The sequence below is a fragment of the Aquimarina latercula DSM 2041 genome (genome assembly GCF_000430645.1).
GTDB lineage: Bacteria > Bacteroidota > Bacteroidia > Flavobacteriales > Flavobacteriaceae > Aquimarina > Aquimarina latercula.
Genome location: NZ_AUMK01000011.1, coordinates 56,025 through 69,785, shown reverse-complemented (window position 1 = coordinate 69,785; position 13,761 = coordinate 56,025). Strand labels below are relative to the sequence as shown.

General features: G+C 30.6%; 15 protein-coding genes and 1 tRNA gene. 14 read left to right on the top strand and 2 right to left on the bottom strand.

Features of this window, described 5'->3' with window-relative positions; genetic code table 11:
• Positions 1 to 4: 4 nt before the first annotated feature.
• Complete coding sequence (locus tag H526_RS28890) at positions 5 to 370, top strand: hypothetical protein (RefSeq protein WP_051336102.1); 366 nt, start codon at positions 5 to 7, stop codon at positions 368 to 370.
• A gap of 54 nt (positions 371 to 424) precedes the next feature.
• Here the strand turns inward: H526_RS28890 and H526_RS28885 are convergent, their stop codons facing one another.
• Positions 425 to 844, bottom strand: coding sequence for a nitroreductase family protein (locus H526_RS28885; RefSeq protein ID WP_051336101.1), 420 nt, complete (start codon positions 842 to 844; stop codon positions 425 to 427).
• 147 nt (positions 845 to 991) lie between these two features.
• Here H526_RS28885 and H526_RS0110735 point away from each other — a divergent pair, with 147 nt between their 5' ends.
• Positions 992 to 1,921 carry a DUF58 domain-containing protein gene (locus H526_RS0110735; RefSeq protein WP_027393006.1) on the top strand — a complete coding sequence of 310 codons (930 nt, stop codon included), beginning with the start codon at positions 992 to 994 and terminating at the stop codon, positions 1,919 to 1,921.
• Between the two features lie 86 nt (positions 1,922 to 2,007).
• Positions 2,008 to 2,081: transfer RNA gene (locus H526_RS0110725), tRNA-Asp, on the top strand.
• A 541-nt stretch (positions 2,082 to 2,622) separates the two neighbouring features.
• Here the strand turns inward: H526_RS0110725 and H526_RS0110715 are convergent.
• Positions 2,623 to 3,123 carry a DUF456 domain-containing protein gene (locus H526_RS0110715; RefSeq protein ID WP_027393004.1) on the bottom strand — a complete coding sequence of 167 codons (501 nt, stop codon included), beginning with the start codon at positions 3,121 to 3,123 and terminating at the stop codon, positions 2,623 to 2,625.
• A gap of 152 nt (positions 3,124 to 3,275) precedes the next feature.
• Between H526_RS0110715 and H526_RS0110710 the strand changes: the two genes are divergently transcribed.
• The 11 genes from H526_RS0110710 to H526_RS0110660 all read left to right on the top strand — a co-directional run bounded on the left by H526_RS0110710 (position 3,276) and on the right by H526_RS0110660 (position 13,760).
• Positions 3,276 to 3,698, top strand: a complete 423-nt coding sequence (locus H526_RS0110710; RefSeq protein WP_027393003.1) for a hypothetical protein — start codon at positions 3,276 to 3,278, stop codon at positions 3,696 to 3,698.
• A gap of 321 nt (positions 3,699 to 4,019) precedes the next feature.
• A complete protein-coding gene (locus H526_RS30800) occupies positions 4,020 to 5,864 on the top strand; it encodes a M56 family metallopeptidase (protein ID WP_081415597.1) in 1,845 nt (614 codons plus the stop codon).
• Between the two features lie 35 nt (positions 5,865 to 5,899).
• The gene (locus H526_RS30795) at positions 5,900 to 8,008 is read left to right on the top strand and encodes a peptidylprolyl isomerase (protein ID WP_155839664.1); all 2,109 of its coding nucleotides are present in this window, start codon (positions 5,900 to 5,902) and stop codon (positions 8,006 to 8,008) included.
• A gap of 39 nt (positions 8,009 to 8,047) precedes the next feature.
• Positions 8,048 to 8,419 carry a BlaI/MecI/CopY family transcriptional regulator gene (locus H526_RS0110695; protein WP_027393002.1) on the top strand — a complete coding sequence of 124 codons (372 nt, stop codon included), beginning with the start codon at positions 8,048 to 8,050 and terminating at the stop codon, positions 8,417 to 8,419.
• Positions 8,400 to 9,599, top strand: a complete 1,200-nt coding sequence (locus H526_RS0110690) for a tetratricopeptide repeat protein (RefSeq protein WP_027393001.1) — start codon at positions 8,400 to 8,402, stop codon at positions 9,597 to 9,599. The genes H526_RS0110695 and H526_RS0110690 overlap by 20 nt, the downstream gene beginning before the upstream one ends.
• Before the next feature lie 122 nt (positions 9,600 to 9,721).
• Entirely contained in the window at positions 9,722 to 10,201 is a 480-nt protein-coding gene (locus H526_RS0110685) for a hypothetical protein (RefSeq protein WP_027393000.1), read from the top strand.
• A 36-nt stretch (positions 10,202 to 10,237) separates the two neighbouring features.
• A complete protein-coding gene (ruvC, locus tag H526_RS0110680) occupies positions 10,238 to 10,795 on the top strand; it encodes a crossover junction endodeoxyribonuclease RuvC (RefSeq protein WP_027392999.1) in 558 nt (185 codons plus the stop codon).
• Positions 10,796 to 10,861: 66 nt separating this feature from the next.
• Positions 10,862 to 11,998: a radical SAM family heme chaperone HemW gene (gene hemW, locus H526_RS0110675; protein WP_027392998.1), complete on the top strand. Its 1,137-nt coding sequence runs from the start codon at positions 10,862 to 10,864 to the stop codon at positions 11,996 to 11,998.
• 40 nt (positions 11,999 to 12,038) lie between these two features.
• The gene (locus H526_RS0110670) at positions 12,039 to 12,791 is read left to right on the top strand and encodes a cyclase family protein (protein WP_027392997.1); all 753 of its coding nucleotides are present in this window, start codon (positions 12,039 to 12,041) and stop codon (positions 12,789 to 12,791) included.
• Positions 12,788 to 13,144: a DUF4260 domain-containing protein gene (locus H526_RS0110665; protein WP_027392996.1), complete on the top strand. Its 357-nt coding sequence runs from the start codon at positions 12,788 to 12,790 to the stop codon at positions 13,142 to 13,144. The genes H526_RS0110670 and H526_RS0110665 overlap by 4 nt, the downstream gene beginning before the upstream one ends.
• Position 13,145: 1 nt before the next feature.
• Positions 13,146 to 13,760, top strand: a complete 615-nt coding sequence (locus H526_RS0110660; RefSeq protein ID WP_027392995.1) for a DUF4230 domain-containing protein — start codon at positions 13,146 to 13,148, stop codon at positions 13,758 to 13,760.
• Position 13,761 lies beyond the last annotated feature (1 nt).

Below are 13,761 nucleotides of genomic sequence, written 5' to 3'. Positions count from 1 at the left end.
AATTATGAAAAGATTATTTTTAGGAGCAATTGCTCTAACGTTAGCTGTTTCAGTAACTTCTTGTAAAGACACAACAAAAGCAGAAGATGCTGCTAATGAAGCTGTTGAAGAAGTAAAAGAAGCTGCTGAAGAAGCGAAAGAAGCTGCTGGAGAAGCAGTTGAAGAAGCAAAAGAAGCTGCTGGAGAAGTAGTAGATTCAGTAAAAGCTGCTGCTGGAGAAGCAGTAGACGGTGCGGTTGATGCTGCAAAAGATGCTGCTGGTGATGCAGTTGATGCTGCAAAAGACGCTGCTGGTGATGCAGTTGATGCTGCAAAAGATGCAGTAAAAGACGGAGCTAATAAAGCTACTGATGCACTTAAAAAGCAATAATATATAGTCATATATATGTAAAAACCCTTCCAATTTGGAAGGGTTTTTTATTTACTAATCGAACCATTTTACTTTCTCTTCGACTGGATTTCTTTTAGAAGATAACTCATCTTCTTTATCGTAATTACCTATATAAAGAAAACCTAGGCACCTTTCTCCTTCTTCAAGTTCAAAAAACTGGTCTGCATATTTTATTGATACGGGACTACTCCAATAGCATCCAACGTTATTAGCTGCGCATGTAAGCCACATATTCTGGACAGCCATAGCAGTTGCAGCTATTTCTTCCCATTCTGGAACTCGTTCTTTAGCATCTCTTTGCATACATATAGCTATAATAGTATCAGACGCATCACATTTATCTTTAATCTTTTTGACTTTAAATGGCGAAAACTTATCATCTGGTGTGATATCCGTATAGGTATCCGATAAAAAATCCTCGATTATATTTGTAAATATAAAGAAAACAAGCACGATTTTTGGTTAACCTTAAAACAACTACAAACAAATGAAAAGAAAAAACCAAAAGAAAAATTTCGCTTATGGCTGGCAGGATTAGTAATTTAGTATCCTTATATTGTTTGAATTATTAAAACGAATACTCTTAATACGTAGCGAAGGATGAATATCCAAAATGAAATTAACAAAACTGGAGGCTTTACGAATCTTGAACTTTTAGCTAAACAAGTGGTAGAAGGTTTTATTTCTGGAATGCATAAAAGTCCTTTTCATGGATTCTCTGCAGAATTTGCAGAACACAAAGTATACAATAATGGAGAAAGCACGAAACATATTGATTGGAAATTGTATGCAAAAACAGATAAATTATTTACTAAAAGATATGAAGAAGAGACCAATCTTAGGTGTCATATTATCATTGATAATTCTTCTTCTATGCATTATCCTGAGGTTAAAGAACATCATTTAGGTTCACTAAATAAAATTAGTTTTTCGGTGTTGGCAACTGCTTGCTTGATGAACATTCTTAAAAAACAACGAGATGCTATTGGTTTAAGTATTTACAGCAACACTTATGACTATTATTCTCAAGAAAAAGGTAGTGAAAGGCATCACCAAATGCTTTTGAGCAAATTAAGTCAAATAGTATCTTCGACTCCAGATACAAGAAATACCGACACCTATACCTTTTTGCATCAAATTGCAGAAAAAATTCACCGCAGATCATTGATCTTTTTATTTACGGATATGTTTCAAGCTACCTCAAGTCCAGAAAAATTATTTGAAGCATTAAGACATCTTAAATATAATAAACACGAAGTAGTATTATTCCATACTTTCGATAGCACTAAGGAACTAAACTTTGATTTTAATAATCGACCCACTCGATTTATAGATTTAGAAACTGGTGAGCACGTAAATTTATATGCCGATAATATTAAAGAAAATTATCAAAAAGCAGTTGCTTCCTATTTTTATGAACTTAAATTAAAATGTTCTCAATACAAAATAAAATATGTAAAAGCAGATATAACAAAAGATTTTGACAAAATTCTCACAACATATCTTGTTGAAAGACAGAAATTTGCATAAAACAGTAAAAAATAAACTAAAAAAAAATGAAAAAACATTTGCGGGTTTTAAAATGAGGTGTATATTTGCATCCGCAATAAGGCAATGGTCTGGTAGTTCAGTTGGTTAGAATACCTGCCTGTCACGCAGGGGGTCGCGGGTTCGAGTCCCGTCCAGACCGCAAATTGCAAAAGCTTCAACTAACATTGAAGCTTTTTTTTGCAATTAACGAAGTTGTGTTGTCCCACGCCGTTTGCGTGGGTGGTTTAGTAAACCAATGAGAAGCTTTTCCTGAAAACGGAGAGGCTTTTTTTAATTTAATACTATATGTAAGATTCTTAAACTCACAAAATCAAAAACCACAGAATTCTAAAAATCTCTTTTAAAACTTAGAACCCCCTACTACTATATTCCTAGAGAAAAACATATTTGTATAATTATATCAATGTTAAATTTAACAATTGTAGTCTTAATCTTACTAAAATTAAATAAAAAAGATTTAAATATGTTAAAACACACTTTTTTACAGATAAAATGCATAAATAATTTGGTGATAAGCTTTTTTATACTATCTTTACAAGGTGAAAATGAGTTAGTACTTTCATTACCCCCAAGATGAAAGTTTTTATAAAAGTGAGTTTTAATTTTAGAATAAGCCCCTAAATTAAGATGATTTGTGTGAAGAAAAAGAGCGTGGAGACGCTCTTTTTTATTGTTTATTACTAAAACAATTCCCCCCAATGCTCCCAAACTTTATTGATATATAAAATCACAAAAGCTACGGATACTATAAATTTTACGAAAGTACCGGCAAGAAAACCAAGAAAAGAACCAAAAGCTGCTTTTAAAGCCTTAGCAGAATCATTACTGTCTTTTATAAGTTCACCAATAAACGCTCCAGCAAAAGGCCCTATAACAATCCCCAATGGCCCCAGAAACAACAACCCTATGATAAGCCCTACAGAACTCCCTATCATACCATACTTGGTACCGCCAAAATGTTTTGTACCCCAAGCGGGGACTATATAATCAAGGATCCATACTACTAGCGCTATCGCTAGTGTAACACCTAGAAAAGTCCAGTTTTGAGGAACAACATTAGTAAAATGCAATGTCAAAAGACCTATCCAAGAAGTAAAAGGTCCCGGTAACACAGGTAGAAAACTACCAATAATACCTACCAAACATAAAATAAACCCTATTATGACTAACGCTATATCCATAGTAATTTATTAGACTACTAAAAAAGTATATTGTTACTGTAATATTACTTTTTTAATCGAATCCTTAAAGTTGTATTAACATTTGAACCCTTTACAAGATCTAAATTTGTAGGAAAACAAAATACTTTTATCAACTTATTCTACCCCCTGAAATGAAAAAGTGTATTCTTATTACCACAATGACCTTACTTATGGGATTTTTTGCTTATTCTCAAAATAATCCTACAACAATTAAATGTAAAAACAAGATTATTGAACGTGTAAGAAAACATTGTGTATGCAAAGATATAGAACAATATGCTAAAAATAATTATGACGTTATAGCTGTCTCTTCTTATGCACAACCTGGGCTCAATCGGATTTACACAAGGTTTAATATCTCAAATGATGGTCAAATGAACAATATCCAAGTTAAAGGGTTTTCTCCAGAACTAGAAAAAGAAGCTATCAGAACATTGATGTCTTTTCCAGATATAATTCCGGCATCGGATCTATCAACGTCAGTAGTCGATTCTAAAGCATTCTATACCATTCTAATACAATTTGAAGTAAAAAACACCATTACCAACCTATAAATAGAATGCAGTATACCTTACATTGCATTATTTAGTTTTTGAAACCGCAATTGGATAAAATCAAATATCCATAGAAATCATCTATAAAACCCAAGAATAACAATCCGTAGTGAAATTTCCACATTTTTTTTAACTAAAAATTTAGTTAAAACAAAAAAATACATATATTTGCTATTCAACTAAACTATTAGTTGAACAGATATAGTTATCTAAAAAAACAACATTGGGGTTGTCAACTTGAGTCTGATATATTCTTTTAAAATATGAATATTCAGACTCTGGATTGACTAATACCTTAACTGTTTTACTAAAAAAGAAAATATGTTTTATTACCTCCTCCAAATCCTAATATTTCAGCTAATATTTCTTCTGATATATGACATATTACATAAAAAAGATACTTTCTTTAATTGGAATCGTCTATATCTATTGATAGTACCATTTTTATCGTTAGCACTTCCGTTTATAGAGATTGATTTTCTTAATTCTAGCTCCACAGGAGCTTATGTTTCTACTATTGAAAGAACAATTATAGCCTCTACTGAACGCACCCTACTAAATGGAAACGAAACCAATGATATTTATAATATTTCCTCTGAGTCTGTTAATTGGTCATTAATAGTATACTTAATAGGAATAATGATCAGCATAGTAGTTCTTATATTAAAATTCCATAAACTTCATATACTAAGGAATGTTTCTAATATTTCTAAAGCTTTTGACAAAAGAATAATAATACTCCCTAATAGCTCTCACGCATTTTCATTTTGGAATACCATTTTTTTAGGAGATTCTTTAACAGAAGAAGAAAAGAAAAACATTATTTCTCACGAACTAGTTCATGTAAATCATAAACATACCATCGATCAAATCGGTATAGAAATATTAAAAGTATTATTATGGTGGAACCCAATAATTTATATTTATCAAGCTCGGATCACACTACTTCACGAATATATCGCTGACTCCGTTACTATACATAAAGTAAATCAAAGAAATTATATAGAACAGTTACTTAATTCTGCTTTTCAAACAGAAAAAATAACTTTTATCAATCAATTTTTCAATCAATCATTAATCAAAAAACGAATACTTATGCTACAAAAGTCCCAATCAAAATCTATTGCCAAATTTAAATACCTACTATTAATACCAGTCATTACGGGAATCCTTACCTACACTTCTTGTAAAGATGATGGTACATCTAAATCAGAAGACGCTACTATGGTAGAAGGAGAGAGCACTGATATTAATAAAAAAATAGCAACTAGTAATCAGCCTTCATGTCTTAACAAAGGTTCTAAGTATGATTATACGTTAGATAATTACTTAAAAATTACAAATGGAAAAAATGCTGATATAATTGCCAAAATTGTCTCTTTAACTACAAATGAAATTATTAGAACAGCTATAGTTTACAAGTCTCAGACTCATTTTGTTAGAAACATACCTCAAGGTACATATCGAATTGATGCTGTCTATGGAAATCAGTATAAAGAAGAGGAAAAAGATGGTTATTGTTCGGGGAGTTTTGCAACAGAGTTTATTTCCGAAACTGGAGAAGACGTTCTCGATTATAATATTATCATAAATGAAAAAGGGAAAAATGTACCTTCTTATTCTTTAGCATTAGATTTCTTACCTAAAGATTCTAAAAGTAACAATACCGATAACAAAGGAAATGTTAATCAGGAGGAAAAAAAAGGCGAAATTTCTGAAAAAGCAGCAGCAGCTTACAACAATGGGGTCAAAACAAATGATATATCCAAAAAAGAAGCTGAGCCTTATTGTGCAAATTATGATGAATCCAGATATGATTATAAATTAGATAATTATCTAAAATTAACCAATGGAAAAAATACCGAAGTAATCATTGAGATTATTAATTTAAAAACACTGAAAAGTACAAGAACTGTTCATCTGCCTAAGAACACAGAATACTTTGTTAGAAACATTCCAGAAGGCACTTATAATCTTAAAATTGTATATGGAGAAGGTTATAAAAAAGAAGAAAAGAACGAAAAATGCGTACTTTCGTTTACCAACAAAAAAATAGAAGAAGAAGGCCAAGATATCCTTGATTTCAATACAGTTATATCCCCACAAGGTCTTAATGTACCATCATATGCTATGACTTTAGATATGTTGGATGAACATAAACATTGATAGAAAAAATTATAAAACAATTAATATTAAAAGATATGCTTCAATATTGCATCCAAACCATATTATTTCAGTTAATATTTTTATTAGCGTACGACTTGTTTCATAAAAAAGATACTTTTTTTACTGTAAATAGAGTATATCTTTTAGTTACTTCTGTACTTTCTTTAACACTACCCTTCATTAAGGTAAAAAGTATCCAAGAAACAATCCCAGATAACTATGTAGTTAACTTACCAACTGTTTTTATTGGCGAAAGAATTTCTGACAATACAGTGGAAATAGCAAATACCGTTTCTTCTGCATCTTTGCAGATAAATTGGTGGTTAGTTCTTTATACAATCGGAGTTTCTGTAGCTGTGTTCTTGTTTATTAGAAAAATACTAATCATTCGTTCTTTAAAACAAAAATCTTCTAAAGGGATGATCAGTAAATTCCCTGTTAGAATATTACCTGATAGTAAAGATGCCTTTACTTTTTGGAACACTATATACATTGGAAATGAATTATCGGAAACAGAAAAAAACAAAATTCTAATTCATGAGATCGTGCATTTAAAACAAAAGCACACATTAGATCTCATTTGGTTCGAAATAATCAAAATCCTTTTCTGGTTTAATCCTTTGATTTACATATATCACTCTAGAATCATCACTTTACACGAATATATCTCTGATGCATCCGCTATTAGACAATTAGGAAAGAGAGCATATTATGAACAATTACTTAACTCTAATTTCCAGACTAAAAATGTAAAGTTTACTAATAATTTCTTCAATCATAAATTACTTAAAAAAAGAATCATCATGCTTCAAAAAACGAAATCAAAATCCAATGCTAAATTAAAATACTTAGCTATTGTACCGTTATTAGTAGTTATGCTTACATTTACCGCTTTTTCTCAAAAAGCTGTTGCTATTGCAAATATTTCATCTGAAAAAATAACAGATGAGATTAAAGAATTGACTAATTCACTATCTCATGAAAAGGTCGATACTGAGATAGAAACTGAAATTCCTGCTGAAACTAATATTTCTAATAATGAAAAAGAGGTTTCAGATATTATAGAAACTGAACAAACAATAGAAGAAGAAGAAGAAGAAGAAATCCAACAACCAATAAAAACAATTACTAGAGATTCATTATCAAAAGTAGATCAAAAGATTGTTGATAGACTTTTAGAAATTAAAAATGATATTATTCAAAATGGTAAAAGCTTTGCCAGTAGAGCTGTACTATATTCAGAAGACCCTGGATCCAAAGGTAATGGAGGATTATATTTTGTACAAAAAGACACTCCTTTTCATGAAAAATTTAAAGCTATTGCTTTTACCTTAAAAGAAGGTGAAATTTCTGAACCTTTTAGAACCTCTTTTGGATGGCATTTACTAACTGTAGATAAAATAAAAAAAGACGGAGTAGATGTAAGACATATCTTAATTTTAAGAGAACAAAATATCCCTTATGCAGCAGTAGAAAAAGTACCAAAGACACAGAATTGCAAGGATTTAACAAATAATGAAGAAGTAAAAAAATGTGTCTCTGATGAAATCAAACAATTCGTCAATAGGAATTTCAATGTAGACATTGCAGAGTCAATCGGTTTAACTGGAGTAAATCGAATCTTTGTAAGATTTAAAATAGATACTTTAGGAAATATCACAGAAGTTCAATCTCGTGGACCAGCTATCGAATTAGAAGAAGAAGCTAACAGAGTAATTAGTTCTCTACCTAAAATGATCCCAGGAGAGTCGAATGGAGAAAAAGTAAATGTTTTATATTCATTGCCAATTGTTTTTCAGGTACACGGCACCTCCGACCAAGAAGCTGAAAAAAAAACTAAAAAACAGAATATAATTACAGAAGAAAAAGTTCTAACGGAAACATTATCAGACTATGAAAATCATACTATCAAAAATGGATACTATATGGTAGTGAATATTTTTAAACGCCAAAGTTATTTTGAAAAAGGCATCGCAAAATTAAAAAAACAAGGACTTAAACCTAAGCACTTCAGAAACCCAAAAGATTCATACATATACGTATATCTAGAAAGATATGACACTTTAGATGAAGCCAAAACAATGTTAACTTCTGATATGAATGGACAATACACAGGAGATTTATATATATTAAAAATCCAATAATAAACTAAACGTAAAAAATAAATACATAGAGTCAAACAAATGAAACAACTCACCAAAGCAGAAGAAGAAGTAATGCAGCTTTTATGGCAACTTAATGAAGGAAATGTCGCTGCTATTATCGAACAGATGTCAGAGCCTAAACCAGCATATAATACAATCTCTACAATAATTAGAATTCTAGAAAACAAAGAGTTTGTTTCTCATCGTAAAGAAGGGAAAGGATATGTCTACTTTCCGTTGGTAAAAAAGGAGGAGTATAGTAACCAATCATTAAATAAATTAATGAACAATTACTTCAATGGATCTTTTAGAAATATGGTGTCATTTTTTGTAAAGAAAAATGATATGAACATGAAAGATCTAGAAACTATACTTCAGGAAATTAATAAAGATGATAGTAGTAATTCATAAAAGTATAAAATATTTTTTTTACATTTTAATAGCCTTGACTTTTATAAAAGTTGAGGCTCAAGACTCTCAACTAAAAATTGCAGATAGTCTTTATACAATTGGCAACTTTTCTGAAGCAATAAAAAGCTATAAAACAATCGTTCCGAAGGATGACTATATACTTCTAAAAATAGCTAAAGCTCATAAAGCAAAAGGTACTTATAAGGATGCCTTAAATTATTATGAAAAAGTAATTCTAATGAACACAGAATTACTTTCGGCAAAATTAGAATATGCTAAATTACTGATGTCTACTAATCAATTTAAAAAAGCAGATAGTGTATACTCAGACTTGGTTGCTAAACATAATGATAATCCAAATTTCCAATATCGTTTAGGACTCGCCAAGAAAAAATTGAAAGATACTACTGCAATAACATATTTTGAAGAAGCCTTTAGACTAGATAGTACGCATCAGAAAAGTTGTTTTGAAGTTGCAAAACATTATCTTAAAAAACGAAAATACATCAAAGTAGAAGATATTGCCAATAAAGGACTAGCATCTTATCAAGAAAACCCAGAGTTAATTAATGTAATTGCACAAAACTATCTTTTAAGAAAATACTACTCAGAAGCTATACCATATTTCGAAAAACTTATCGAATTAAATCATAATAATGAATTTGTTCACGCTTCCCTAGCCTTATGTTATCATAAGGATTATGAATACAAAAAAGCTATTGAACAATATCTACAGGCCTTAACATTTAATAATCAAGTCCCTTTAAGGTATACTCGATTAGCTCAAGCCTATACTTCTATCAAAAAGTATGATGAAGCACTAACTAGCTTTAAAATGGCATTAGAACTTAAAGATGTTCCTATAGATGAAGATCTATATAATATTGCCATGACCTATAGGCATAGAGAAGAATGGGAAAATGCCATTAAACATATGAAATTGGCAATTAAAGAAAATCCAAATTATCACAATGCACAATACCAACTGGCAACTTTTGCCGATGCCTATTATAAGGATCCTAAAGTAAAGCTAAAGTATTATACTGATTGTTTAAAAAAACTAGAAGCAAGTAACGAAGACAATACATTCATAAACTTTCTTAAACAAACTGTCAATAAAAGGATTAGACAACTCGAACAAGAAATCGAGAAAACTAAAAAAAATATTGAAAAAAAATAAATTTATTTACAAAAGTAAAAAGAGTATTCTTATCACATTGATATTGACCTTCTAAAAAAAAACTTTAATTTTATGCCCACAGAAATACTCTCCAAGTATTTTACAGTTATTAAAATTAATGAATGATTAAGAGGGTTTATTATATATCTATTTTAGTTTTCACACTTTTTTCTTGCGACAATTTAGTTCTCAAAAAAGAGAATCAAAAACAAGTTTTGAAGGAAAAATGGAATGAAATTGACAAAAATCAGGTTGATGAACCTCCTTTATTTGAGGCCTGCAAACATGTTTCTGAAGAAGAAATAGAACGTTGTTTCCATAACACTATAAATGAACAAATAGGAAACTATCTCCAAGATCAAACGATTACAGTAAAAGAACCTATTAACGATACTATCTGGGTTCCTTTACTAATTACTAAAGATGGAGATATTGTTCTTGAAGATTTTTTAGTTCCAGATATTATAACTTCTCAGATTCCAGATTTCAAAGATATCTTAGAAGAAAGTATTGATAACCTTCCCAATGTAGAACCTGCCCATACAAGAAGTACTCCTGTAAATACAAGATATAAACTTCCATTAGTAATTAGTATTAATTAAACTTACATTCCTTAGTTTTGTATAAATTGAAAGCTATTGGAAAGTGAAAAAATAATATTGGGTATTGATCCTGGAACTACCATCATGGGATTTGGTTTGATTAAAGTTGTTAAAAAAAAGATGTCTTTCTTACAGCTTAATGAGTTACAACTTAGCAAATACGATGATCACTACGTGAAGTTAAAACTTATCTTTGAACGTACAATAGAACTCATAGAAACATATCACCCAGATGAAATAGCTATTGAAGCTCCATTCTTTGGTAAAAACGTACAATCTATGCTTAAATTAGGTCGTGCACAAGGAGTTGCTATGGCGGCTGGATTAAGTAGAGAAGTGCCTATCACAGAATACTCTCCAAAAAAAATAAAAATGGCAATTACAGGTAATGGTAATGCTAGTAAAGAACAAGTCGCCAAAATGCTTCAAAGTCTTTTAAAGATCAAAACGCTTCCTAAAAACCTAGATTCTACAGATGGATTAGCAGCCGCTGTTTGTCATTTTTATAATATGGGCCGAGCCGATATTGTAGGTAAAAGCTATACTGGTTGGGCAGCATTTGTAAAACAAAACGAAAAACGAGTGAAGAAATAATAATAATTCAAAAAAAAATAATATCCGATTTAACTCACTCAATTATAACTCTAAAAACTTAAAGTCATCAGCGGTATTTACATACATATTCCATTTTGCAAACAAGCATGTCACTATTGTGATTTCCATTTCTCTACCTCTGGTAAAAAGAGAGATCAAATGGTTTTTGCGTTATGTAATGAAATTAAATTACGAAGATCAGAAATTGATGATCACGAAGTTATAGAAACAATATATTTTGGAGGTGGAACTCCAAGTATATTATCTGTTTCAGCATTAAAATTTATTATTGATACAATTTACGAGAATTACCTTGTTTCTGATGATGTAGAAATTACCATAGAAGCAAATCCTGATGACCTTACCGAAACATACATAAAATCATTAGCTTCTACAGAGGTCAATCGTCTTAGTATTGGTATTCAATCATTTTTTGATGAAGATTTAAAACTTATGAACCGAGCTCATAATGACAATGAAGCTAAGACTTGTTTATCGATAGCAAGTAAATATTTCGATAATATCTCAATTGATCTGATTTATGGTATTCCAGGAATGTCTTCAGAGCGATGGCAAGAAAACTTAAAAATAGCCTTAGATACTAATATTCCTCACATATCAAGCTATGCATTAACTGTAGAACCAAATACAGCACTATCTTCATTTATCGAAAAAGGAGTCATTGCTCCAGTAAAAGATGAACTAGCACAACAACATTTCGATATTTTAGTAGATACCATGGAAAAAGAAGGTTTTGAATATTATGAATTTTCTAATTTTGGAAAACCTGGATATTTTAGTAAAAACAATACTGCATATTGGCAAGGCAAACATTATCTAGGAATTGGTCCTTCTGCACATTCATATAATGGCAAAGAACGTAGCTGGAATATTAAAAACAATATAAAATATATCAAATCGCTACAGGAAAACAAACTCCCAAAAGAAATTGAAGAACTTACCACTACTGACAAATACAATGAATACGTAATGACAGGATTAAGAACTATTTGGGGAGTTTCGCTAAAAAAAGTTGAAGACGATTTTGGACTTACATATAAAGAATATCTACTAAAACAGGCTCAAAAACATCTAGATGAACATCTCTTGTTTCTTGATGAGGATATATTAATTGTTACTAAAAAAGGAAAGTTTTTAAGTGATGGGATTGCAAGTGATCTTTTCTTGTTAAATTTAGGGTAACTAGTTTCTTAAATATAAAAACTAGCATAAGTACAACCTCATGATTACTACTATACAAGATAAAAAACGCTTTTACAAAATAGATCTATCTAAACCTCTAGATATTTCAATTACATTAAGAGGAACCTCTGATAATGTAAACGCCTGGTATATAACCGCTCCAAAAATTGAGCCCGTTACTGATGGAGATTGGATTGGTAAAGTTTCTGAAGGTGCTTCTACAAATTTTAATAATATCCATTTTAACCCACACGGACACGGAACGCACACCGAATGTGTTGGCCATATAACAACAGAGTTCTATAGTATCAATGACACCTTAAAACAATTCTTTTTTACCGCAGAACTTATTAGTATAAATCCAGAAAAAAAAGGTGAAGATTCTGTGATTACGAAAAGTCTGCTGCAAGAATTAATTCATTATAATACGGAAGCTCTAGTTATCAGAACGCTTCCTAATTCGGATGAAAAAATTAGCAAACAACATTCTCATACTAATTGGCCCTATTTATCAGAAGATGCAGCAATATATATCCGAGAACTAGGAATAAAACACCTTTTAATCGATGTACCGTCTGTGGATAAAGAAAAAGATGATGGCAAATTATTAGCTCATAAAGCTTTTTGGAACTATCCAAAAGGAACAATATTTGATGCTACCATTACCGAAATGGTATTTGTGAAAAATGTTATTAAAGATGGAGATTATATGTTAAACCTTCAGATTGCCTCTTTTGAAAACGATGCTTCTCCTAGTAAACCAATTTTGTATAAAATATTAGAATCCTCATGAAATCGACTTTACAGTTAGAAGAGCTAGCTATGCTTGGGCTAGGAATTTATCTATTTAGCCTATTATCCTTTTCTTGGTGGTTATTCTTGGCTTTATTTTTGATTCCAGATATTGGAATGCTAGGATATGCGATTAATAATAAAATAGGCGCCTTTTCATATAATCTATTTCATCACAAGGGCCTCGCTATTTTGATTTACCTCGTTGGAATATACTATTCAAACGAATTTGTACAACTCTGTGGAATTATTTTATTTTCGCATGCTTGTTTCGACAGAATTCTAGGATATGGTCTTAAATATGAAAAAGGTTTTAAATTTACACACCTTGGTGAGATAGGTAAAAAGAATTAGTATGGAATTATTATTTATTGGATTGTTAATAGGTTCTGTTTTGGCATATTTTATTTTTGCCAGATTTAATATCGTAAAAAAAAGAGCCGGCATACAAACACAATCTACTATCTTAATGGAAAAAATCAGAAGTGTTTGTAAGCTTGTTACTGTAGAAGGTGATTTTGCAGAAATCTATCACTACGAAAGTGTAAAAGAAAAATTCTTTAAAACCATTAGAGGAAAGAAAAAAGCTTTAATTCTAATTGATGCAAAAGCACATGTGGGTTTTGACCTTTCTAAAATAAAAATGGAGAGTGATACTAAAAACAAACAGATCATACTAACACAGTTCCCTAAACCAAAACTTCTTACGATAGAAACTGATTTTAAGTATTATGACAAAAAAGAAGGTTGGTTAAATCCTATGACATCTAATGACCTAACAGATATAAATCAAGAAGCTAAACAGTTTATTATTGATAAAATCCCAGAAAGTGGATTAATAGAATCTGCAGGAAAAGAACTACTTACCGTTATCTCACTTATGGAAACTGTTGCAGAATCTATAGGATGGACATTAGACTACTCTGCCTTAGAACTCAATAATGATGCTGATCAAAAACTCCTAAACTAAA

What these genes read in the sequence shown, in the direction of transcription:
- H526_RS28890 (WP_051336102.1), top strand. Translation starts at nt 5, where the DNA reads ATGAAAAGATTATTTTTAGGAGCAATTGCTCTAACGTTAGCTGTTTCA.
- H526_RS0110735 (WP_027393006.1), top strand. Translation starts at nt 992, where the DNA reads ATGAATATCCAAAATGAAATTAACAAAACTGGAGGCTTTACGAATCTT.
- H526_RS0110715 (WP_027393004.1), bottom strand. Translation starts at nt 3,123, where the DNA reads ATGGATATAGCGTTAGTCATAATAGGGTTTATTTTATGTTTGGTAGGT.
- H526_RS0110710 (WP_027393003.1), top strand. Translation starts at nt 3,276, where the DNA reads ATGAAAAAGTGTATTCTTATTACCACAATGACCTTACTTATGGGATTT.
- H526_RS30800 (WP_081415597.1), top strand. Translation starts at nt 4,020, where the DNA reads ATGTTTTATTACCTCCTCCAAATCCTAATATTTCAGCTAATATTTCTT.
- H526_RS30795 (WP_155839664.1), top strand. Translation starts at nt 5,900, where the DNA reads ATGCTTCAATATTGCATCCAAACCATATTATTTCAGTTAATATTTTTA.
- H526_RS0110695 (WP_027393002.1), top strand. Translation starts at nt 8,048, where the DNA reads ATGAAACAACTCACCAAAGCAGAAGAAGAAGTAATGCAGCTTTTATGG.
- H526_RS0110690 (WP_027393001.1), top strand. Translation starts at nt 8,400, where the DNA reads ATGATAGTAGTAATTCATAAAAGTATAAAATATTTTTTTTACATTTTA.
- H526_RS0110685 (WP_027393000.1), top strand. Translation starts at nt 9,722, where the DNA reads ATGATTAAGAGGGTTTATTATATATCTATTTTAGTTTTCACACTTTTT.
- H526_RS0110670 (WP_027392997.1), top strand. Translation starts at nt 12,039, where the DNA reads ATGATTACTACTATACAAGATAAAAAACGCTTTTACAAAATAGATCTA.
- H526_RS0110665 (WP_027392996.1), top strand. Translation starts at nt 12,788, where the DNA reads ATGAAATCGACTTTACAGTTAGAAGAGCTAGCTATGCTTGGGCTAGGA.
- H526_RS0110660 (WP_027392995.1), top strand. Translation starts at nt 13,146, where the DNA reads ATGGAATTATTATTTATTGGATTGTTAATAGGTTCTGTTTTGGCATAT.